22 protein-coding genes are annotated in these 21,540 nt (G+C 62.6%); 11 read left to right on the top strand and 11 right to left on the bottom strand.

What is annotated here, in order from left to right:
- Window positions 1-72: 72 nt before the first annotated feature.
- The 3 genes from RA20_RS17495 to RA20_RS17505 all read right to left on the bottom strand — a co-directional run bounded on the left by RA20_RS17495 (window position 73) and on the right by RA20_RS17505 (window position 2,857).
- Window positions 73-1,356, bottom strand: a complete 1,284-nt coding sequence (locus RA20_RS17495; RefSeq protein ID WP_039131661.1) for an ABC transporter substrate-binding protein — start codon at window positions 1,354-1,356, stop codon at window positions 73-75.
- A gap of 89 nt (window positions 1,357-1,445) precedes the next feature.
- Window positions 1,446-2,522 carry a branched-chain amino acid ABC transporter permease gene (locus RA20_RS17500; RefSeq protein WP_039131664.1) on the bottom strand — a complete coding sequence of 359 codons (1,077 nt, stop codon included), beginning with the start codon at window positions 2,520-2,522 and terminating at the stop codon, window positions 1,446-1,448.
- A 71-nt stretch (window positions 2,523-2,593) separates the two neighbouring features.
- On the bottom strand, window positions 2,594-2,857 hold the full coding sequence (locus RA20_RS17505) for a hypothetical protein (RefSeq protein WP_039131666.1): 264 nt from the start codon (window positions 2,855-2,857) through the stop codon (window positions 2,594-2,596).
- A gap of 102 nt (window positions 2,858-2,959) precedes the next feature.
- Between RA20_RS17505 and RA20_RS17510 the strand changes: the two genes are divergently transcribed.
- Window positions 2,960-3,292 (top strand): hypothetical protein, encoded by a 333-nt coding sequence (locus tag RA20_RS17510; protein ID WP_039131669.1) that lies wholly within the window; start codon window positions 2,960-2,962, stop codon window positions 3,290-3,292.
- A 27-nt stretch (window positions 3,293-3,319) separates the two neighbouring features.
- Here RA20_RS17510 and RA20_RS17515 read toward each other — a convergent pair whose 3' ends face one another.
- Both RA20_RS17515 and RA20_RS17520 read right to left on the bottom strand, forming a co-directional pair.
- Window positions 3,320-4,306, bottom strand: a complete 987-nt coding sequence (locus RA20_RS17515) for a branched-chain amino acid ABC transporter permease (RefSeq protein WP_039131671.1) — start codon at window positions 4,304-4,306, stop codon at window positions 3,320-3,322.
- 102 nt (window positions 4,307-4,408) lie between these two features.
- A complete protein-coding gene (locus RA20_RS17520; RefSeq protein WP_039131711.1) occupies window positions 4,409-5,227 on the bottom strand; it encodes an ABC transporter ATP-binding protein in 819 nt (272 codons plus the stop codon).
- Between the two features lie 88 nt (window positions 5,228-5,315).
- On the opposite strand from RA20_RS17520, the gene RA20_RS17525 reads away from it, so the two are divergent.
- On the top strand, window positions 5,316-5,501 hold the full coding sequence (locus tag RA20_RS17525; RefSeq protein ID WP_039131673.1) for a hypothetical protein: 186 nt from the start codon (window positions 5,316-5,318) through the stop codon (window positions 5,499-5,501).
- 53 nt (window positions 5,502-5,554) lie between these two features.
- On the opposite strand, the gene RA20_RS17530 is transcribed toward RA20_RS17525, so the two are convergent.
- Window positions 5,555-7,519, bottom strand: a complete 1,965-nt coding sequence (locus tag RA20_RS17530; RefSeq protein ID WP_039131676.1) for an AMP-binding protein — start codon at window positions 7,517-7,519, stop codon at window positions 5,555-5,557.
- Window positions 7,520-7,965: 446 nt separating this feature from the next.
- Between RA20_RS17530 and RA20_RS17535 the strand changes: the two genes are divergently transcribed.
- The 4 genes from RA20_RS17535 to RA20_RS17550 all read left to right on the top strand — a co-directional run bounded on the left by RA20_RS17535 (window position 7,966) and on the right by RA20_RS17550 (window position 11,303).
- Window positions 7,966-9,867 (top strand): hybrid sensor histidine kinase/response regulator, encoded by a 1,902-nt coding sequence (locus tag RA20_RS17535; protein ID WP_039131679.1) that lies wholly within the window; start codon window positions 7,966-7,968, stop codon window positions 9,865-9,867.
- On the top strand, window positions 9,864-10,568 hold the full coding sequence (locus tag RA20_RS17540) for a response regulator transcription factor (protein ID WP_039131681.1): 705 nt from the start codon (window positions 9,864-9,866) through the stop codon (window positions 10,566-10,568). Before RA20_RS17535 ends, RA20_RS17540 begins: the two co-directional genes overlap by 4 nt.
- A gap of 67 nt (window positions 10,569-10,635) precedes the next feature.
- On the top strand, window positions 10,636-11,034 hold the full coding sequence (locus RA20_RS17545; RefSeq protein WP_039131683.1) for an MAPEG family protein: 399 nt from the start codon (window positions 10,636-10,638) through the stop codon (window positions 11,032-11,034).
- Between the two features lie 41 nt (window positions 11,035-11,075).
- The gene (locus RA20_RS17550) at window positions 11,076-11,303 is read left to right on the top strand and encodes a WGR domain-containing protein (RefSeq protein WP_039131685.1); all 228 of its coding nucleotides are present in this window, start codon (window positions 11,076-11,078) and stop codon (window positions 11,301-11,303) included.
- 88 nt (window positions 11,304-11,391) lie between these two features.
- On the opposite strand, the gene RA20_RS17555 is transcribed toward RA20_RS17550, so the two are convergent.
- On the bottom strand, window positions 11,392-12,600 hold the full coding sequence (locus RA20_RS17555) for a hydantoinase/carbamoylase family amidase (RefSeq protein ID WP_039131688.1): 1,209 nt from the start codon (window positions 12,598-12,600) through the stop codon (window positions 11,392-11,394).
- Window positions 12,601-12,744: 144 nt separating this feature from the next.
- Between RA20_RS17555 and RA20_RS17560 the strand changes: the two genes are divergently transcribed.
- The 5 genes from RA20_RS17560 to RA20_RS17580 are packed head-to-tail and all read left to right on the top strand — an operon-like array spanning window position 12,745 to window position 16,499.
- Window positions 12,745-13,395, top strand: coding sequence for a histidine phosphatase family protein (locus RA20_RS17560; RefSeq protein WP_039131690.1), 651 nt, complete (start codon window positions 12,745-12,747; stop codon window positions 13,393-13,395).
- A gap of 22 nt (window positions 13,396-13,417) precedes the next feature.
- Complete coding sequence (locus RA20_RS17565) at window positions 13,418-14,032, top strand: glutathione S-transferase family protein (protein ID WP_039131692.1); 615 nt, start codon at window positions 13,418-13,420, stop codon at window positions 14,030-14,032.
- 11 nt (window positions 14,033-14,043) lie between these two features.
- Window positions 14,044-15,096, top strand: coding sequence for a saccharopine dehydrogenase (locus RA20_RS17570; RefSeq protein WP_039131696.1), 1,053 nt, complete (start codon window positions 14,044-14,046; stop codon window positions 15,094-15,096).
- Complete coding sequence (locus RA20_RS17575) at window positions 15,093-15,344, top strand: SemiSWEET family sugar transporter (protein WP_039131699.1); 252 nt, start codon at window positions 15,093-15,095, stop codon at window positions 15,342-15,344. The genes RA20_RS17570 and RA20_RS17575 overlap by 4 nt, the downstream gene beginning before the upstream one ends.
- A gap of 12 nt (window positions 15,345-15,356) precedes the next feature.
- On the top strand, window positions 15,357-16,499 hold the full coding sequence (locus RA20_RS17580; RefSeq protein ID WP_039131701.1) for a saccharopine dehydrogenase family protein: 1,143 nt from the start codon (window positions 15,357-15,359) through the stop codon (window positions 16,497-16,499).
- 82 nt (window positions 16,500-16,581) lie between these two features.
- Here RA20_RS17580 and RA20_RS17585 read toward each other — a convergent pair whose 3' ends face one another.
- The 4 genes from RA20_RS17585 to mutL all read right to left on the bottom strand — a co-directional run.
- On the bottom strand, window positions 16,582-16,905 hold the full coding sequence (locus RA20_RS17585) for a DUF3775 domain-containing protein (protein WP_039131704.1): 324 nt from the start codon (window positions 16,903-16,905) through the stop codon (window positions 16,582-16,584).
- 87 nt (window positions 16,906-16,992) lie between these two features.
- The gene (locus RA20_RS17590; protein ID WP_052249051.1) at window positions 16,993-18,297 is read right to left on the bottom strand and encodes an adenylate/guanylate cyclase domain-containing protein; all 1,305 of its coding nucleotides are present in this window, start codon (window positions 18,295-18,297) and stop codon (window positions 16,993-16,995) included.
- Window positions 18,298-19,698, bottom strand: coding sequence for a DNA recombination protein RmuC (locus RA20_RS17595; protein ID WP_241482281.1), 1,401 nt, complete (start codon window positions 19,696-19,698; stop codon window positions 18,298-18,300).
- A gap of 32 nt (window positions 19,699-19,730) precedes the next feature.
- On the bottom strand, window positions 19,731-21,540 hold a 1,810-nt coding region (mutL, locus tag RA20_RS17600; RefSeq protein ID WP_039131706.1), incomplete at its 5' end, for a DNA mismatch repair endonuclease MutL.

Raw genomic sequence — 21,540 nt, forward strand, 5'->3', positions numbered from 1 at the left:
GTGTCGCGCGGTGCGGCGGCTCCCCGCCGCACCATTTGCTCCCGGCCCCGCCAAAGCGGGACCGCAAAGCCCTTATTTGCAGCGGGGCTCGATGTTGTTCTCAGCCGCATAGGCCGCCGAGTCCTCGTCGATCAGCTTGCCGATCACCTCGCCGTCGGTCGGCTTGAAATCGGAGATCGCGTTCCAGGTCTTGGTGCCTGCATCCCATTGCACCACACCGACCAGGCCGGGGCCGCCATGGTTGTCGCAGCTGACCTTGAACTCTGGGCCAAAGCCGGACATGCCCAGCGCTTCCATCTTGGCGTTGGTCATTTCCAGCGCCTCCATGCCGTCGCGCATCATCGCAGCAGTGATCTCTCCGGTTCCATGCATCTCCTGCGCGGTCTTTGCGGCTTCAGCCGCCAGCATCGCTGCATAAAGGCCACGGTTGTACTGCACAGAGCCAAGCTGGTCGCCGGCGCCAGACGCCTTGCCCGAGTCGACGACAAACTTCTGCAGGTCATCGTAGACAGGGTAATCCTTGCCCAAGCCGGTGAAGGTCAGCGCCTTGTAACCGGTTGCCTTGGCGCCCGCGGGCTCCACGTCAAACTCGGCACCGGACCACCAGACACCGATGAAGTTCTCCATCGGGAAACGGATGTTGGCAGCTTCCTGAACCGCAACCTGGTTCATCACGCCCCAGCCCCACATCACCACATAGTCAGGCTTCTCGCGGCGGATCTGCAGCCACTGCGATTTCTGCTCCTGGCCCGGGTGGTCCACTGGCAGCAGGGTCAGCTCAAAACCATGCTTGCTGGACAGCTCCTCCAGCGTGCGGATCGGCTCCTTGCCGTAAGCCGAGTTGTGGTAGACCAGCGCCACCTTCTTGCCGCTGATGTTGCCATCGTTGATTTCCAGCAGATGGTTCACCGCGCCGGATGCACCGTTCCAGTAGTTGGCCGGATAGTTGAACACATTGCTGAACACTTCGCCGTTCGCCGCCGAGGTACGGCCATAGCCCATGGTGTGCAGCGGGATACCGTCCGCAGTCACCTTGGGGATCAGCTGATAGGTGATGCCGGTGGACAGCGGCTGATAGACCAGCGCGCCTTCGCCCTTGGTCGCCTCATAGCATTCCACACCCTTCTCGGTGTTGTACCCGGTCTCGCATTCGATCACCCGGGCCGGAACACCGCCGATGCCGCCATCGCGCTCGTTCAGCAGAGTGAAATAGTCGTTGTAGCCGTCCGAGAACGGGATGCCGCCCGCGGCATAAGGCCCGGTCCGGTAGCTGAGATCCGGGAACACCAGATCCGCCATCGCCGGACCTGCAGCCATCGCGGCGCCCAGCGCCAGAGTGGTCAGTGTCTTTTTCATCGGCTTATATCCTCCCTTGGTTTTGTCCGATGTTCTCGAAATACGGGGGATGGTCTTGCTATTCTCCCCGCAGGTTTCCGCGCCTCCCCTTAGTGCGGGAAGGGCCACAGTCTCAGTTTCTCCTTGGCGACGCGCCACAGCTGTGCCAGCCCGTGCGGCTCCACGATCAGGAAGAAGACAATCAGCGCGCCAACGATAACCAGCTGGAAATGCGCCACGATATCTGTCGGCCAGTTCAGCAGGTCCACACCCACGACCTTGAGCACCACCGGCAGCAGCACCAGGAACGCCGCGCCCGCGAAAGAGCCGAAGATCGACCCCAGACCGCCGATGATCACCATGAATAGCACCAGGAACGACTTGGTGATGCCAAAGGCCTCGCCGACTTCAACTGCGCCCAGGTAGATGGCAAAGAACAGCGCGCCGGAAATCCCAATGAAGAAGCCCGAGACCGCAAAGGCAGTGAGCTTGGCCTTCAAGGGGTTCACCCCGATGATCTCGGCCGCGATGTCCATATCACGGATCGCCATCCAGCTGCGCCCGACGGTGCCGCGGGTCAGGTTGCGGGCAATCAATGCGCAGACGGCCAGAAAGATCAGGCAGAACAGATAGGTCGCCCAGGCCGAGGCATTGGGTCCGGTCACAATGATGCCGAAAGTGTCACGCTCCGGCGCATTGATCTGACCCGAGGCCGAGTAGTTGTAGAACCACGGCACCCGGTTGAACAGCCACACCAGAAAGAACTGCGCCGCCAGCGTTGCCACCGCCAGGTAGAACCCCTTGATGCGCAAGGACGGCAGACCGAACAGCACGCAGACCAGCGCGGTTATGCCGCCTGCCAGGATCACATGAATGAACATGCTGACTTCCGGGAAAGCGGTCATCAGCTTGTAGCAGGCATAGGCCCCCACAGCCATGAACCCGCCTGTGCCCAAGGACACTTGGCCGCAATAACCCACCAGGATGTTCAGCCCGATCGCTGCAATCGAATAGATCAGGAACGGCAGCAGGATTGCATTGGCCCAGTAGTCGTTGATCAGGAACGGGATCAGGCCAAAGGCCACCGCCAGCACCACGTAGTACCGGTAACGGTCGAACTTGATCGGGAAGGTCTGGCTGTCATCGGCATAGGAGACTTTGAAATCCCCGGCTTCACGGTAGAACATGTCTCAGATGCTCCCTTTCTTGTTCAAACGGGCCCCGGTGCGGGCGTCTGTATTGTCGGTAGCGCTAGGGTTCATTCGATCTGCCCCCATTGCGCCTGTGCCGCCTCGCGCTGTGCGCGGGTCATCCGGGCCGAGGGCTTTGCATAGCCGCTTTGCTCGCTGCCGCGCACCAGCCGCAGATAGGCGATGATGCCGGTGATCAGCCCCGAGGCCGCCAGCAGGGCAGCAGTCACTAGCTGCGCCTCCGTGTATCCCTCCGCCGTCAGCGCCAGGAACCCAAAGGCCCAGAACCCTGCCCAGGCAATCACGTTGATGATGGCGATTGCCTTGTTCATTCCAGGCCTCCGCCGTTAACCACTTTGGCAGAAATCCGGGTTTGGACACATTTTGCCCACTTCTTTTTGCCACCCTGTTCCTGGGTAAAGTGAGTGGAACCAATGACCGCAATTCTGGAGGAAGTCCGGCGGCTGGAGGCTGCCCGGGAGAAAGGTGAAATCTCAGCGTCCGAATATGCTGCGGCCAAGGGGCGGCTGCTGGAGTCGGTCGAGGATGCAACCGTGCTGCCGCCATTCGAATTCGAGAAGCCGAAGCGCAGAGCATCCTCTGCAGCACCCGGTCCCTGGGGACTGATGCTGATCGGTTTATGCGCAGCCGGGCTTCTGACCTTCATTGCCGGGCAGCTGATCGGCGACCTGACCACCGCCTTCACGCTGGTCACCTGCATCTTTGCGGGCATAGTGGTCGCCGCCTTCCGCAAGCTCGAAGGCTGAACCGCCAGGCCGCAGGCCATATGCGCCTCAGACCCGTTCAATGATCTTCTCCCCGAACAGACCCTGCGGGCGGAACACCAGGAAGATCAGCGCCAGCACATAGGCAAACCAGTTCTCAGTTGCGCCGCCGACCATCGGGCCGATGGCAAATTCGAACAGCTTCTCGCCCACACCGATGATCAGCCCGCCGACAATGGCGCCAGGGATCGAGGTGAAGCCGCCCAGCATCAGAACCGGCAGCGCCTTCAGCGCAATCAGCGACAGCGAGAACTGCACGCCGGACTTGGTGCCCCAGACGATGCCCGCAACTAGCGCCACAAAGCCTGCAACCGACCACACCAGCACCCAGATGAAATTCAGCGAGATGCCAACCGACAGCGCCGCCTGGTGATCATCCGCCACCGCGCGCATCGCCCGGCCCTGCTTGGTGTACTGGGCAAAGCAGACCAGCCCGGCCACCAGCAGCGCCGCAATCACGGTCGCCACGATGTCCAGATTGTCGATAAAGAAGCCGTAGCCGAAGATGTTGTAGGTGCTCTCGTCGATCCACAGGTTGATGCCCTGCGGCAGGCCCACGTCCAGCGTCTTGATCTCAGAGCCCCACATCAGGTCGGCAACGCCCTCCAGGAAATAGGCCAGGCCAATGGTGGCCATGAACAGGATGATCGGCTCCTGACCCACCAGATGCTTCATCACCAGCACCTGCACCAGCCAGGCCAGCAGCACCATAACTCCGACCGTCACTGCAATCGCCAGCACCGCCGGGACATTCCAGCCGAAGTGATGCACGTGGCTGCCGAACATCGCATTGATCAGATGCGCAAAGGGCACCTGCCCCTGCATGATCCCGACCAGCGTCATCGCCGCAAACAGCGCCATCACGCCCTGGGCATAGTTGAAAATGCCGGAGGCCTTGTAGATCAGGACAAACCCCAGCGCGACCAGCGCATAAAGCACGCCCGCCATCAGGCCGTTCAGCGTCACTTCCATCGCAAAGACGAGTTGTTCAGGCATTAGAGGCTCTCCTCGGAATTCTGCGCTGCGGCGGTGCACAGGCGGTGCACAAGGGGTGTACGGATGTCACCCCTCCGGCGTCGGGGCGTGCTGTACTGAGGATCAGTCATGGCTGACCCCCAGGTAAGCGTCGATCACATCCTGGTTGTTGCGCACCTCATCCGGGGTGCCGTCGCCGATCTTTTTGCCGTAGTCCATCACCACAACCCGGTCGGAGAGGTCCATCACCACGCCCATGTCATGCTCGATCAAGGCAATGGTGGTGCCGAATTCGTCGTTCACATCCAGGATAAAGCGGGACATGTCCTCCTTCTCCTCGACGTTCATGCCGGCCATCGGTTCGTCCAGCAGCAACAGCTTGGGTTCCGCCGCCAGCGCGCGCGCCAGCTCGACCCGTTTCTTCAGGCCGTAAGGCAGCCGGGCAACCGGCGTCTTGCGGATGTGCTGGATCTCCAGGAAGTCGATGATCTTCTCGACCACCTCGCGGTTCTCGGTCTCTTCCTTCTCCGCCTTGCCCTTCCACAGCGCCTGCGAAAACAGGCCTGTTTTCATATAGTTGAGACGGCCGGTCATGACGTTGTCCAAAACGCTCATACCTTCGAACAGCGCAATGTTCTGGAAGGTGCGGGCGATGCCCTGGCGGGCCACCTCATAGGGGCGCATCGGCGGGCGGCGCTTGCCATGAAACAGCACTTCGCCTTCCTGCGGCACATAAAACCCGGAGATCACGTTCAGCATCGAGGACTTGCCGGCGCCGTTCGGGCCGATAATCGCGCGGATTTCTCCTTCGCGGATGTCAAAGGAGATGTCCTGGATCGCCACCACGCCGCCGAAGCGCAGAGTGATATTCTTCATCTCCATCACCACGCCGCCGATGGTCCGGCCGTCGTCGGTCACGTAGCTTAAGGAATTGTCAAGCATAACAACGGCCTCCATTATTTTGCCACATAGAAATTTTAAGGTTTCCATGCGATACTTGTGAAAAACGAGCAGCAAGGAGATCGAAACAATGTTTGGCGAACTCGAGCATTCCTGCCTTCTGAAGATGGCCATCGAGTGCAGGGAAATGGGCCTCAGCCAGTCCGAAAGCCTGGCCTCGATTATCGAGCAGACACATGGGTTCAGTTCCCCCTTCAAGATCCAGCAGGTGGTGCACACGGCCTTCCACCCCGGGCTCAACCCCGATCTGGTCTGAAACCCTCCCGGCCTGCCCGGCACGGGGCGGGAAATGTTCCGGAAACACGTGCATCATTCCGCGGCCACCTTGTGAATGGCTGCCGGCCTTACATCCGCATCGACAATGCTCAGCGTCGCGCTGATGGAGCCCTTGCGGCCATCCTCGTAAGTCACTTCCGTGGTTGTCGAAATCTGCTCAGAACCGTCATAGAGCGCGGTGATGATATCGGCGAATTTCTCCTCGACGATGCGGCGGCGCACCTTGCGGGTGCGGGTCATTTCCCCGTCGTCGGCATCCAGCTCCTTGTGCAGTACCACAAAGCGGTGCACCTGGCAGCCTGACAGCATCTCATCTTCCGCCACCGACTGGTTCACCGCCGTCACATGCTCGCGGATCGATTGCAGCACTTGCGGATGCCCGGCCAGCTCCTGGTAGGAAGCATAGGCGATATTGTTGCGTTCCGCCCAATTGCCCACCGCCGTCAGATCGATGTTGATAAAGGCCACACAACGGTCGCGGCCATTGCCGAACAGCACCGCCTCCAGAATGTCCGGGTAGAATTTCAGCTTGTTTTCCACATACTTGGGCGCAAACATCGCACCTGAGGCCATCTTGCCCACGTCTTTGGCACGGTCGATGATCCGCAGATGGCCCGAACCTTCCTCGAAGAAGCCTGCGTCGCCGGTGGCGACCCAGCCCTCCGCATCCTTGGTCGAAGCTGTAGAGTCCGGATTGTTAAAGTACTCCACGAAGGTGCCCGGCGAGCGGTAGTGGATCTCGCCATTGTCGTCGATCTTGATCTCGACCTCCGGGGCCGGGACGCCAACGGTATCCGCCCGGACCTCGCCATCCGGCTGCACGGTGATGAATACGGTTGCCTCGGTCTGGCCGTAAAGCTGCTTCAGGTTGATCCCCAGCGAACGGTAGAAATCAAAGATCTCCGGCCCGATCGCCTCACCCGCGGTGTAGCCCACGCGGATGCGGCCATAGCCCAGCGTGTCTTTGAGCGGACCGTAGACCAGCACATTGCCCAGTGCGTATTTCAGCCGGTCCATCAGGCCAACCGGACGCCCGTCCAGAATGTCGCCGCCGACCTTCTTGGCGTGAGCCAGGAAGTGGTGGAACATCTTGCGCTTCAGGGCGCCGGCGTCCTCCATCCGGATCATCACATTGGTCAGCTGGCCTTCGAACACCCGGGGCGGGGCGAAGAAATAGGTCGGGCCGATCTCGCGCAGGTCGGTCATCATGGTGCCCGCGCTTTCGGGGCAGTTAACGCAGAAGCCGCACCAATAGGCTTGCCCGATTGAGAAGATGAAGTCCCCCACCCAGGCCATCGGCAGGTAGGAGAGGATGTTCTCGCCTTTGGTCAGATGGTCGAACTCGGCCGAGTTCTTGGCGCTTTCGATAACGTTCCGGTTCGACAGCACCACGCCCTTGGGCTTGCCGGTGGTGCCGGAGGTGTAGAGCATCACGCAAGTGCTGTCGTAGGTCAGTTTACCCCGGCGCGTGTTCAGCTCGCCAATCAGCTCGTCATAGGCCGCCCGGCCCTGATCCTGAACATGAGAGAACTGATGCAGCTGCGTGTGGTCGTACTTCCGCATACCGCGCGGATCGAGATAGATCATATGCTCGAACTGGTGCAGCTGATCCTGGATCTCGATGACCTTGTCAGCCTGCTCCTGGTCGCCCGCAATGACAAAGCGCGCGCCGCAGTGGCCCAGCACATAGGCCATCTCCTCGGCCACCGCGTCCTGGTAAAGCGGCACCGGAATGGCGCCCACAGCCTGGGCGGCAACCATCGACCAGTAGAGGTAGGGGCGGTTGCGGCCGATGATGGCGACAAAATCGCCTTCATTCACGCCAAGGTTGATGAGCCCCAGCGCCAGCGCCTCGATTTCCTTTGCCGTCTCGGACCAGGACCAGCACTGCCAGATGCCGAATTCCTTTTCCCGGTAGGCCGGCGCGTCTGCGAATTGCGCCGCATTGCGTTGAAGCAGCGCCGGCAGGGATTGCATCCCTTCGGCGCCCATCTGCATCTGAGCCAACTTTCTCTCCTCCCTTTCCGGCGTTGCTGCCGGACTGGCCGCTGTCCGCGGCTCTGGCCCCGATTAGGGACGCCCATATGCTAGCCCGTCAACTTTTTCCTGATGTTTTCCCAAATCTTACGAATTGTAACAGCGAACTTCCCCTTGTTTTACTGGCTGTTACGCTTGCCTCCAGCAGCTCTGCACAAAGAATTCCTGCACGGCGCCGGCAAGACCGCCAGACATTCGCGCGGGATGCGCACAAACGGGCGGAAACTCGAATCGCTGGTATCATGGCAAGCACCGGAGAAAAAGAAATCCGGCATCTCCGCTGCCGTTTGCAGCGGCAGCAATCAGAAGGTGATCACACATCTGACGCCGCGGCAGCTTGCCACGCGCGGCGGAATGGCAATTTGCCCGTTTGCTGCCGCAGTGCTAGCCATGAGACGGGAGAGACCATGGACAGAACCAGCAAGCAACGCGCCGCCATGACCACCGCCGGGCTGAACCTGATCGCCCAGGCGCTGTCGATCTATGACAACGACCTGCGGCTGGCCGTGTGCAACCGCCGCTTCCAGGAGATGTTCAACCTGCCGGACGATCTGGTGCAGCCCGGTGCCTCCTTTGCCGACACCATCCGCTTTCTTGCCGAGAACGGCGAGTACGCCCCGGAATCGGACATCGAGGCCATTGTGCAGACCCGCGTCGACCAGGCGCTGGACTTTGTCCCCCACTATCTGGAGCGCGAGCGCCCCAACGGGCAGATGATCTCCATCGAGGGCTCGCCGCTGCCGCAGGGCGGCTGGGTCACGGTTTATACTGACATCACCCGCACCAAGCGCGCCGAGCAGCTGCTGCGTTCCCGCTCGGAAGAACTGTCGGAGAAGCTGATCGCTCACACCGAAGAACTCTCAGCTGCCAACCGCCAGCTTGCAGCCACCAACACCGCGCTGGAAGAGGCCAAGCGGCAGCTGACCGAGATCGAGGGCCGCACCCGCCTCACGACCGAGATGATGCCGGCCCATATCGCCCATGTAGATGCCGACGGCTATTACACCTACACCAACCGCCGCCTCAGCTCAGTGTTTCCCAGCCGCCCCTCGGACATCCTGGGCATGCATATCGCCGATGCTTTGGGAGAGACTGCATTCGAACGCATCGAGCCGCACCTTCTGGCCGCCTACAAAGGCGGCAGTCCGGTGTTCGAATTCACCGAAAGCCATGGCAGCCGCCGCATCCGGGTCGCCTTCACCCCCGATCAGCATGGCGGCGTCTACATCCTGTCGATGGATGTGACCGAGGAAACCCAGGCCCGCGTTGCGCTGCAGCAGGCGCGGCGCCGCGAGATGGCGGCGCAGATGACCTCCGGCCTGGCGCATGACTTCTCCAACCTGCTGACCATCATCCTCGGCATGCAGGGCAAGCTGGAAAAGACAGTGCTCGACGCAGCCTCTGCCGAACTGGTCCAAGGCACCTTGTCAGCCGCACGCCGCGGCGGCCGGCTGCTGAACCGGATTGCCGAGATGACCGGCCAGCGCACCCTGCGCCCGCAGGCCACCGACATGCACACTTTGCTGGGCGAGCTGAAAATCCTGGCCTCTCCTTCGCTGCCGCAGGGCATCGGCCTCAGCATCCTCGACAACATGCGTGACGAGGTACTGCTGCTGGACAGCGGCAAGCTGCAGGACGCGCTTTTGAACCTGATCCTGAATGCCCGTGATGCCTGCGGCACCACCGGCCAGATCACCGTCAGTGCCCATGCGGTTGGCCAGACCTGGGTTGAAATCACGGTGTCCGACACCGGACCCGGCTTCTCGCCCGAAGCGTTGGAAAAGGCGCTGAATCCCTTCTTCACCACCAAGGGCAGCGAAGGCTCCGGCCTTGGCCTGCCGATGGTTTACGACATGGCCAAGCTGGCCGGCGGCGACATGCGGATCCGCAATGGCGTCTCCGGCGCTGCAGTCACCCTGCGCCTGCCCTACCGTTTGGCCCCGGACGCCAAGGGCGGCATGGCGCTGCTGGTCGAGGACAGCGAGGAGCTGCGCGCTACTTTCCGCGACATGCTGATCGACCTCGGTTACACGGTGATCGAGGCTGCCAGCGTCGACGAGGCCTCCGCTCTTACCGCCGATCTGCCGGACATCGCGCTGGTGCTTTCGGATATTAAGCTGGAAGGCGAGGCAACCGGTATTGACCTTGCCGCCCGCCTCGACGGCTCCGGCCTGCCTTGCATCCTGATGACCTCGCTGCCCGTTAGCGACCCTTTGTTTCGCAAGGCATTGAAATGCGGCCCGGTTTTGCGCAAACCTTTCACCACGAACCAGCTGTCCGAGCTGATCAAACCGGAGCCCGCCGCATGACATCGCCCCTGGTCACCATTCTGGATGACGAACCGGAAATCCGGCAGATCCTGACCGAGACGCTGGAGGACGCAGGCTTCCGCACCCAAAGCTTTGCCCGCGCCCGCGAATTCGAGGCGGCGCTGAACCGGGTCACTCCCGATGTCTGCCTGGTGGATTTGTCGCTGCCCGACACCGACGGGCTGGCACTGGTGCACCGGCTGGCATTGGAGCAAGGTGCCGCAGTTATCATCATCTCCGGCCGCGCCCAGGTGCAGGACCGGGTGACCGGACTGGAGCTTGGCGCTGACGACTACATCACCAAACCCTTTGACCCGGCTGAGGTGGTTGCCCGCGTCCGTGCCCGGCTGCGCAGCGGGCCGCGCACCGCAGCGCCCGCCGGCGATACCGCGCAGTTTTCCGGCTGGACCGCCCATTTCGACCGCTACGTGCTGGAAGACGACCAGGGCGCCGAGACCCCTTTCTCCCACGCCGAGGGTGAAGTGCTGCGGCTGTTCCTGGACAGCCCGAAACGGCTGATCTCCCGCGCCCAGATGCAGGAGGCGCTTGGCGGTGCGGCCGGCGACAGCTTTGACCGCGCCATGGACGTGCGCATCTCCCGCTTGCGCACCAAGCTGCGTGAAGACCCCAAAAATCCGCGGCTGATCAAGACAATCTACGGTGCGGGTTACATCTTTCTGGGAGATGTGGATTGGGCCTAGCGCCGCGAAAGTAGAAAAAAACCGTCTCTGCGCTACGCTCAACCTGATTAGACAGAAGGAGCGAAAGATGACGCAGTTGCAGTATTTTACCGCCCTTTCGGGGCTGTGGGTGGCGCTGGCCTGGTTGCCTTACATTCTCGACAGGGTACTGGTGCGCGGGCTGATGGGCGCCATGGCCAACCCCGGCCCCAGCGATTTGCCGCAATCCCTTTGGGCCCAGCGCGCGCACCGGGCGCATATTGTCGGGGTCGAGCTTTTTGCTGCCTTTGCGCCGCTGGCCATTCTGGCTTCCATCATTCTGCCCGCAGAAGAGCAGCCCGGCACACTTGCAGCTGCCTACTTCTTTGGGATGGTGGCGCATTACATCATCTATGCAATTGGCATTCCGGTCCTGCGCACTGCCGCATTTGCCGTGGCAGCGCTCTCCACCGCCCTGCTGGGACTCACGCTGCTGGGCACAGCATAGAGTTTCTTGTCCAAGCGATTCGCTTGCCCTAGACTCGGGCCATGGCTACCTGTCTGCTCTACCGCCAAACCCCTGCGCGCCCGTCGCGGTTCTACCGCATCGAACTGGCGATGAACCTGTTCTCGGAGGTTTCCGTCCTGAGGGAATGGGGCATTGCGGGCGGCAACGGGCAAACCGCCATCAGCATCTACGGCAACCTGCGCGAAGCGTCGCTCGCCGCAGATAAGCACCGCAACCGCATGCTCAAACGCGGCTACGACCGGGCCTGAGCCGCGCCGCGCCAGCGGCGCCCGGCCCAACTGTGAGGGGCATTCCAAGAATGCCCTGGAACAGGCGGGAGCACGCCCCGCCAGCGCCTCACCCCGCCAGCGCCCGGGCCGCGCGATCCAGAACTTGCAGGCCAAGCGCCAGATCCGCTTCTTCCGTGTCCTCATCAAAGGCGTGGCTGATGCCGCCGATCGAGGGCACAAACAGCATCCCTGCTGGCATCACCGTGGCCATATTAGCCGCATCATGCAGCGCGCCTGAGGGCATTTTCCGCCAATTGCCCGGCGCCAGTGCCTCAGCCGCTGCGCTCAACTCCGCCTGAAAGCGCTGATCCATTGCCGCCGGTTCGATACCCATAACCGGCCCCAGTTCAGACCGCACGCCAAAGTCCTCAGCAACCTCCAGTGCTGTCTCCCGGATTATGCCGCCCATGCGGGCCAGCCGCTCCGCATCGGCATCGCGCCACTGCATGGAGAAGTCCACCCGCCCCGGAACCACCGAAGACGCGTTGGGATGCAGAGCAACATGGCCAATGGTCCAAACCGTGGCAGGAGTCACCACATTGGCAAAGCGGCCGTTCAGCGCGGAGTTAAAGGCAGAAAGCGCCTGAAACGCATCCTGGCGCAAATGCATCGGCGTGGTGCCCGCATGGTTCTGGCGGCCCTCAAAACTGATCCGCATATCCCGTATGCCGACAATATCCGTCACCACTCCGATCCTGCCGCCGGTCTCGTCCAGATACGGGCCTTGCTCGATGTGCATTTCCAGAAAGCCGCTGAACCGCGCATGCGGCAGGAAATCCGCCGCCATATCCGCCATCTGCGCGCGCATTGCCGCCAGGGTGTTCCCGCGGGTATCCAGGAAACCGTCAGCCTCCTCCAGCGCCAGCTTGCCTGACCAGATGTCCGAGCCGGTCAGCACCCCGAACCGCCCCTCCTCGTCCTGGAAACTGACGCAGGAGATGGGCGGCCCGCCTGCCTCCCTGGCAGCACGGGCGACTTCCAGCCCGGCAATCACCCCCAGTGCCCCGTCCAGCCAGCCGCCCTCGGGCTGGCTGTCGCTGTGCGAGCCCACCAGCAGGCTGCGCGCTCCGGCCGTTCCAGCCAAGCCGAACAAATTGCCCAGCGGGTCGAAATGCGGCTCTAAACCGGCCTCTTTCATCCGCCCGGCCAGCCATTTGCGCGCCGCGATATCCGCCTCTGAATAGGCTTGCCGCACCACCCCCTTGCCCACGCCAGAGGCGCCAAAACTGCGCAGCTTATGCAGGTCGCCGAGAAAGCGCTGAGGATCAAGGGGCATCGGAAGTCTCCAAACTGTCTGCCGCACACTGCGACATGATTGAGCCGCCCACAATCAAATTGATAAGTGCAGCGCCAAACCCTCTCTTCCCTCTGCCTGGAACCTCCCCTAAGACTCCCCCGGTAACAACGGAGCTGCCGCGCCATGTCCCACATCACGCTGATCCGCCACGGCCAGGCCAACACCGGCGCCAGGGACGAGGCCAGCTATGACCGCCTCAGCGATCTGGGCCACCAGCAGGCGGCCTGGCTGGGCGAGCATCTGCGCTCCAGCAACGCGCACCACCCGCGGATCTACTGCGGCACCCTGACCCGCCACATCGAGACTGCGGCGTCCATGGGCTACACGGACGTCGTTCAGGACGCCCGCCTCAATGAAATGGAATATTTCACCCTCGCCGAAGCGATGCGCGACCAGCACGGTCTGCCCGTCCCGGAAGAGCGCGAAGGTTTCGTGGACCACCTGCCCAAGGTCTTTGCCGCCTGGGCCGCAGATGAGATTGCTGATCCCTACGAGAGCTGGAACGAGTTCGAAACCCGCACCCGGCAAGCGCTGGACGAGATCGCAGCTGGCAGCGGCCCGGCACTGGTGGTCACCTCGGGCGGGCTGATTTCGATGGCACTTCGGCAGGCCATGGGACTGGATACCGCCGCCATGGCACGCGCTGCACTGGCAATCATGAACACGTCCATGCACCGGCTGTTTCCCATCGGCGATCATTGGAGCCCGGTTTTGTTCAACGCGGTGCCGCATCTGGAAGCGCCGGACCGGCATTTTGCCCAGACACATCTCTGAACACCCTGAGGGAGGAAAAGACATGCAGCTCTATTACGCCCCCAATACCATCTCGGTCGCGGTGGCCATCGCTTTGGAAGAAGCCGGCATCGAATACGAGACCGTCAAAGTCGACTTTGCTGCCAAGGAACAGGCCGGCGCCGCTTACGCCCAGATCAACCCCAAGGGCCGGGTGCCGGCGCTGGCAGTTGAGGGCGGCATTCTGACCGAAACCGGCGCGCTGCTGGAATACATCGCCGACATGGCACCGGAAGCGTCCTTGCGCCCGCAGGATCCGGTGCTTCTGGCGCGGATGCGCGAAGTGATGTTCTATCTTGCCTCCACCATGCATGTGAACCACGCCCACAGAAAGCGCGGCCACCGCTGGGCCAAGGAACGCTCCAGCTGGAAAGACATGCAGAAGATGGTGCCGCAGACCATGGCAGCCTCCTGCGATTACCTCAGCCGGGCAGGCCTGCGCGGGCCATTTGTGCTGGGCGAAGAGGTCAGCATCGCCGATTGCTACCTCTACACCATCTGCACCTGGCTGGAAGGCGACGGCGTGACCGTCGCCGACTTCCCCAAAATCCAGAATTTCATGACGGCAATGGAACAGCGCGAATCCGTGCGTGCGGTCTATGCCAAGGGAATGCTTTGAAGGACATGACGATGACGCATCTATGGGTACGGGCCGAACAGCGCCCCAATGAAGAACGGGTGGGCCTCACCCCCGAAGGCGCCAAGGCGCTGCTGGCAGGCGGCATCAAGGTCACGGTCGAGGAAAGCTCGGTGCGGGCAATCCCGCTGCAGGGCTACATCGACGCAGGTTGCGAAGTTGCGCCTGAGAATTCTTGGCCTCAGGCGCCTGCGGATGCGATCATCTTCGGCCTCAAGGAACTGCCCGAGGACGGCACCCCGCTGCCGCACCGCCACATCATGTTCGGCCATGCCTTCAAAGGCCAGCACTCCGGCAAAGCGCTCTTGGAACGGTTCAAGGCCGGCGGCGGCACCCTCTATGATCTGGAATATCTGGTAGACGAGACCGGCCGCCGGGTTGCGGCCTTTGGATACTGGGCAGGCTATGCGGGCGCAGCCGTCACCCTGAAATCCTGGGCCGCCCAGCAGCACGGCGCGCTGTGCGGTCCGGTCGGCGTTTACGGCGGCAAGGACGCGCTGCTCGCCGATCTCGGCGCTGAACTGGATGCCCTGAACGCAGACCGCCCCTCCGCCATCGTCATTGGCGCGCTTGGACGCGTCGGCACCGGCGCTGCCGACCTCTGCGAGGCGATGGGCGTGAAAGTGACCAAGTGGGACATGGCAGAGACCGCAAGCGGCGGCCCCTTCCCGGAGATCCTGAACCATGACCTGTTCCTGAACTGCATCTTTGCCCGCCCCGGCACGCCGGTGTTTGTCCCGCGCGAGGCGCTTGGTGCGGACCGCCGGCTCACGGCCATTGGCGATGTCGCCTGCGACCCGGACAGCGATTACAACCCGGTGCCGGTCTATGACCGCGCCACCACTTGGGACGCCCCCGCCCTGCGGGTGGCAGACAGCCCGGTGCTCGATGTGATGGCGATCGACAACCTGCCCTCGATGCTGCCAGTGGAAAGCTCCGAGGACTACGCGGCCCAGCTTCTTCCTTCGCTGCAGACCCTGACGGATCTGGAAAGCGGCGTCTGGGGCCGGGCCAAAGCCACTTTCCTGGAGCATCTGCCCGAATGATCGCACCCTACGTCGGCTATCTGGCGGCTTTTCTCGGTACCGTCTGCTGGATCCCTCAGGCCTACAAGGCCTGGGCCTCCCGCGACACCTCCGGCCTGTCGCTGCCCTCGAACCTGATGTTCCTGGCCACCGTCTCGCTGTGGCTGGCCTATGGGCTGATGGTCGGCGACTGGCCGCTGATCCTGGCAAATATCTGCGCCGTGACCGCCGTTCTGGTGATTGTCGCGGCCAAACTCAAATTCGGATAAGGGAGACTTCTCATGACTATTCACTGGTGCGGCACCGGCCTCTCCGCAATCCCCGGCCTGCGCCGCCTGCTGGAAGCAGGCCACGACGTGGCGGTCTGGAACCGGACCACCGACAAAGCCCGCGAAGCCGTCGGCGACCTGACCACCAACATTCACGCCTTCAGCATCGCCAACCTCGGCCAGATGCTGAGCCCGCATGACGTCATCGTCTCAATGCTGCCCGGCGACTGGCACGTGCCGCTAGCCGAACTGGCGATCGAGCACGGTGCGCATTTCGTGTCGTCCTCCTACATCGCGCCGGAAATGCGCGCGCTGGACCAGAAGGCAAAAGACGCAGGCGTTTGCCTGATCAACGAGGTCGGCCTCGATCCGGGCATCGACCACCTGATGGCCCATGCGCTTGTCGAGGACTATAAGGCCTCCGAAGCTTTTGACGCGGCCAATGAGATCAGCTTCATTTCTTATTGCGGCGGCATCCCGAAGACCCCGAACCCCTTCCGCTACAAGTTCAGCTGGTCGCCGCTCGGTGTGCTGAAGGCATTGCGCTCGCCCTCCAAGTCGATCCGCGATTTCAAGGAACTGGACGTTGCCCGCCCCTGGGACGCGATCTCATCCTATGAGGCGCCGCTGCCAGCACCTGAAAGCTTTGAAGTCTACCCGAACCGCGACTCGATCCCCTTCATGGGCCAGTATGAGTTCGGCGAGGATTGGAAAGTAAAAGAGTTTGTCCGCGGCACCCTGCGCCTCAACGGCTGGGCCGACGCCTGGGCTGATGTCTTCAAAGAAGTCGAAACTTTGGAAGGCCCCGAAGGCGATGCCCGCCTAAAGGAAATGTCCGACCAGTTCTGGGCCGAGAACGCCTATGACGAAGGCGAGCCGGACCGGGTAGTTCTCTGCGTCGGCCTCAAAGCCGAAAGGGACGGCACCGAGGCCTGGCACAAGACCTATGTGATGGACGCCTGGGGCGACGAGCGCGGCACTGCCATGGCGCGCCTGGTCTCCTACCCGGTTTCCTTCGCCATCGAGGCCGCGATGAACGGCAAGATCGCAGCCGGTGTGCACGCCGCACCAAGCGATCTGGGCCTGGTCGAAAAATGGATGGGCGAAATCGGCAAACTGGCCCAGCATCTTGAGATCGTCGACAGCAAAGCCTGATCCGCACCAAAGCAAAAGGGCGCCCTTTCTGCGGCGCCCTTCGTCGTTCAGATTACAAACAGCCCTGCGGCTTGACCGGCCTTCACCGGCCGATGACGTCATCCTCGACATCATGCACGTCGATACCCAGCGCGTCCAATCCGGCCTCCAGATTATCCGCCAGATGCGGTGTGCCGATCAGGTAATCGGAAGTAGGTGTCGTGGCCTCCTGGCGGGCGGTATATATCGCCTCGCCCAGTTCCTCCGGCTCGAAACTGCCGCGTCCCACCCACATGATGCCAACCAGTTCCGCCTGCTGATCCTCGCCCATCCGGTCGATGAAGGCACGCAGTTCTCCCTCAGCCCGGCCCAGCTCGCGGGCCATCATTGCCACCTGTGCCACCTTGCGGACTGAGATCTCCAGCATTGCTCCATTCCTTCTGTTCGCTGCCTCAGCATATCAAACAGCAGGCAAAACGCCTAAGTCTTTGATCTGGGGCAAATGGAGCGCCGCTCAGCCGTGCGCCTTCCCGAAAAGGGCGAGTCCGCTGCGGCGCCCGCGCAAAATCTCCGGCGGCAGCGCAGACCAGCCCTCGCGCGCGGGCTCTGCCCTGGCCGCCTCCAGCACCGAAGCCGAGGCAATCAGAGCCAGGTCTTGCGCCTTGGTCAATTGCTCCAGCCGCGCCGCGGTGTTCACCGTGTCGCCGAACACCGAGTATTCCAGCCGTTCCGGTGTTCCGGTCACCCCCGAGAACACCTCCCCCCAATGCACACCGATCCCGGCACCGAGGCCTGCTTCCCCAGCCTGTTCCCGGGCCTGCCGCCAATCTTCCATTTCCACCAGCAGCCCCTCAGCGCAGTCCAATGCCTGCGCCGCACCGTTTCTGCCCTCAAACAGGATCATCGCCGCATCGCCGATGTATTTGTCAATCAGGCCGCCACTCTTCCCGGCCACTTCTTCAACCCGGCTCCGGAATTCCGTGATCAGCCGGCTCACCTCCTGCGGTGCGCGCCCTTCGCACCAGCTGGTAAAGCCGCGGATGTCGATGAACAGCACCGCCATCTTCTGCTGCCGCCCTTCCTGCAGCGCCGCCAGCCCGCCGCCCGCCAGGCGGCCTGCCAGCTGGGCCGGCAGGTAGCGGGTCAGATTGGCCTTCTGGCGCGCCTCTTCGAGCGAGCGGTGCAGCAGCCCCCGCATCCGCAGCGCCGCCACCAGCAGCACCAGCCCAGCCAGCGAAATCATCAGCACGCGCATCAGGTTGGGCGGCGTTGCCATTGCGACATTCACCCGCTGGACCGCCTCAGCAGACAGGGTTGCAGGCTCCCAGAACACTAGCCAGACAAAGCCCGCCGCCACCAGCACCACCTGGTAGGCCAAGAGCAGCGGATTGAACCGCAGCACGCCAAAGGCCAGCACCAGCGGCGCCATCCAGGCCGAGGGCATAGCAAAGACAACATCGCCCGAGAGGCTGGAATTCACCAGCGACAGCCAGGAATTCAGAAACAGGAAAACGCAATCCGCGGTGACCGCCGCCCAGATCATCCAGCGCCGGAACACATCTTTGCGGATCGCCGCGAAGCTCAGGATTCCGACAGCCATGTATGCCAGCAGCATCGCCGCTGCCAGCCCGATCTGATGCCAAAGATAGTCCTGATCCACCGTTTGCACAGCATCGACCGCCAGCACCAGCGCTGCCAGCAGCCCGGCCGAAACAGCTATCCTGAGCAGCGCTACAATGCGTTCGGCTTCGACCTCTGCCGCGCGCAGCAGCGCGGCTTCACCCAGGCCGCCCGCCTGCTGAACCAGCGGAAGCCGCATCTATTCCTCCGCCAGAAGCGCCATCTGCCGCGGTTCCGTCTCCACCTGGCCGGGCTCTTCCATTTCGGCCCCCTGCGCCACCACTCCCATCGCCTCGAACTTGCGGGCCGAGGGCAGCACCCGCGCTTCCAGCGAGCCGACTGCCTTGTTGTAATTATTCACCGAAGACGACAGCGACTTGCCAACAGAAGCCAAATTCTTGGAGAAGGTCGAAAGGCGGTCGTAGAGTTCCTTGGCAGTCTTCTGCACTTCGACAGCATTTTCAGCCATCTTCTCCTGCTGCCAGCCATAGGCAATGGACTTGACCAGTGCCATCAGCGTCGTGGGTGTGGCAATCAGCACTCTGTTTTCAAAGGCATATTCGATCAGCCCCGGATCCGCCTCGGCAGCTGCCGAAACAAAAGTCTCGCCAGGGATAAACATCACCACAAAGTCCGGGGTTTCCCCCAGCGCACTTTGGTAGGATTTGGAGGCCAGCTGGCGGACATGGGTTTTCACATGGCCAGCGTGGCGTGCCAGCGCGGCCTGCTGAGCGTCCGGCGTTTCCGCCTCCAGTGCATCCAAGTAAGCTTCCAGCGGTGTCTTTGCGTCCACCACGATGCTCTTGCCGCCGGGAATGCGCACCACCGCATCGGGGCGGCGCTGGCCCTCGTCTGTGGCGACGCTTTTTTCCAGCTCGTAGTCCACATGTTCGGCCATGCCGGCCATCTCAAAGACCTGACGCAGCTGCATCTCGCCCCAGCGGCCCCGGGTCTTGGGCGCCCGCAAGGCCTGCACCAGCTTGCGGGTCTCGCCGCCCAGCGCCGCCTGACCCTCCGCCAAGTGTTTCACCTGGGCCTTGATCGCACCATAGGCCTCGTTGCGGGCCTGTTCGATCTCCTTGATCCGCTCTCCGAACTGGCCGAGTTTCTGGTCCAGCGGCTTCACCAGGCTTTCAATCGCCGCGTGGCGCTTGGCCAGATCCGCATCCGCCGACTTGCTATGCGCCTGAAACCTCTCGCTGACCAGACTCAGGAAGCTTTCGGAGTTCTGCTTCAGCACGCCGGTGGCCAGCGAGGCAAACTTGTGTTCCATCTGCTGGTTCATATGGTTCAGCTCATCCAGCCGCGCCGCGTGCTCTGCCTTCAGCGCCTGCACCTGGGCCTCAGCCTGATAGCGGGCAGCGCGCTCATTCTCATGCACCCGGCGCAAGGTCGTCAGCTCATCTGCCAGTTCCGGCAGCCGGGCTACTTCAGCCTTCAGTCCCGAATTATGGCTGCGCAGGTCAGCATTGGCCTGCTCCAGCCGGCGGCTGTGCCCGCGCAGCCGCAGCCCCGCCAAAGCCAGAAGCGCCGTCAATGCTGCCAGCCCGTAGATGACCCAAAGAGCCTGCTCCGGTGTCAAAGCCTGTTCCAATGTCACTGCTCGTCCTCCCTTTTGGCGGGGGTTCTTGTTCAGCTGCGCCCGAACAGGCGCTCGATGTCTGCCAGTTTCAATTCCACATAGGTGGGGCGGCCATGGTTGCACTGACCTGAATGGGGCGTTGCCTCCATTTCCCGCAAAAGCGCGTTCATCTCCTCGCCCCTCATCCGGCGGCCGGAACGGATTGAGCCATGGCAGGCCACCCGGCTCAGGATAGCCTCAATCTTGGCCTGCACCAGCTGGCTTTCGCCCTGGTCCGACAACTCATCCAGGATGTCCTTGATCATCGCCTCGGCGTTGACTTCGCCCAGGATCGCCGGAGTTTCGCGCACTGCCACGGCATTGCCGCCAAACGCTTCGATGCCAAGACCGAACTTGGCCAGTTCCTCCGCCACGCCCAGCAGGCAGGCGCAGTCATTATCGCTGAGCTCGACAATCTCCGGAATCAGCAAGGCCTGCGCGGCAACGCCGTTTTCCACCATCTGGCGTTTCAGTTTTTCATAGACCAGCCGCTCATGAGCCGCATGCTGATCGACAATCACCATGCCGTCAGCAGTCTGAGCGATGATGTAGTTCTCATGCACCTGGCCGCGTGCCGCCCCCAGCGGCAGAGATTCGGCCCCGGGCGCGGAGGATTCAGGCGCATCCGGCGGCTGACCCGGGGCCATAGAAACCGCTGACTCCTCCGGGGCTTCCGTCACCCGGCCGCTGTAGGCGCCGGCCAGTTCCGCAAAGCCTGCCGGTGGCGGCGCAGCCTCGGCCGCCGCTTGCGGCAAGCCGGGGGATTGCGCCGCGTAAGAGGCGTGACGTGCGCCATAAGAGGGCCGGTCCATCTGATAGATCCGCGGCGCGCCGCTTGCGGTGGGCTGTTCCGGCCGCATCGCCCCCAGCGTCGCACCCGCCACAGTGGATGAGGCGCGATGACCGGCCTCCGCCAGCGCGTGGCGCAGGGAAGACACAATCAGCCCGCGCGCCAGCCCGGGATCACGGAAGCGCACCTCGGACTTTGCTGGATGCACGTTCACGTCGACCAGCTGCGGGTCGCAGTCAATGAACAGCGCCGCCGCCGGGTGCCGGTCACGGCTGAGAAAATCAAAGTAAGCTGCGCGCAATGCGCCGGTCAGCATCTTGTCCTTCACCGGACGCGTGTTCACAAACAGAAACTGCGCCACCGCAGCACCGCGCGAATAGGTCGGCAGCGCCGCGTAGCCGTAAAGCCGGATCCCTTCCCGCGCGGCATCTATCTTCAGCGCGTTCTCGGCAAACTCACGCCCCAGAACCGAAGCCAGCCGCCCGTGCAGCGCATCAAACAGATCTCCCGAAAGCGGATCGGCCCGGAAGGCCACCCGCCCCTCGCCGCCGCCGGACACATCCCGCAGGGTAAAGCCAACCGACGGCTCTGCCATTGCCAGGCGTTTCACGGTGTCGCCAATCGCCTGTGCCTCGGCCCGGTCGGTGCGCATGAATTTGAGCCGCGCAGGCGTTGCAAAGAACAGATCGCGCAGCTCGACAATGGTACCCGCGCGCAAAGCCGCCGGCTTTACCGGTTCCAGCCTGCCGCCGGCGACCCGGATCTGCGCCGCCTCATGCCCTTGCGCCCGGCTGGTGATCGTCAGCCGCCCGACTGCTCCCAGAGAAGGCAGCGCCTCGCCGCGAAAGCCGAACGTGTGGATGTTCAGCAGGTCGGAACCATCGATCTTGGAGGTGGCATGGCGGCTTAGCGCCAATGGCAGATCCTCCGGCGTCATACCGCAGCCATCATCTGTCACCCGGATCAGTGTCTTGCCGCCGTCGGCAATCTCCACCGTGATCCGCGTGGCGCCTGCGTCAATAGCATTTTCC

It is taken from the genome of Leisingera sp. ANG-Vp (assembly GCF_000813725.1).
Classification (GTDB): domain Bacteria; phylum Pseudomonadota; class Alphaproteobacteria; order Rhodobacterales; family Rhodobacteraceae; genus Leisingera.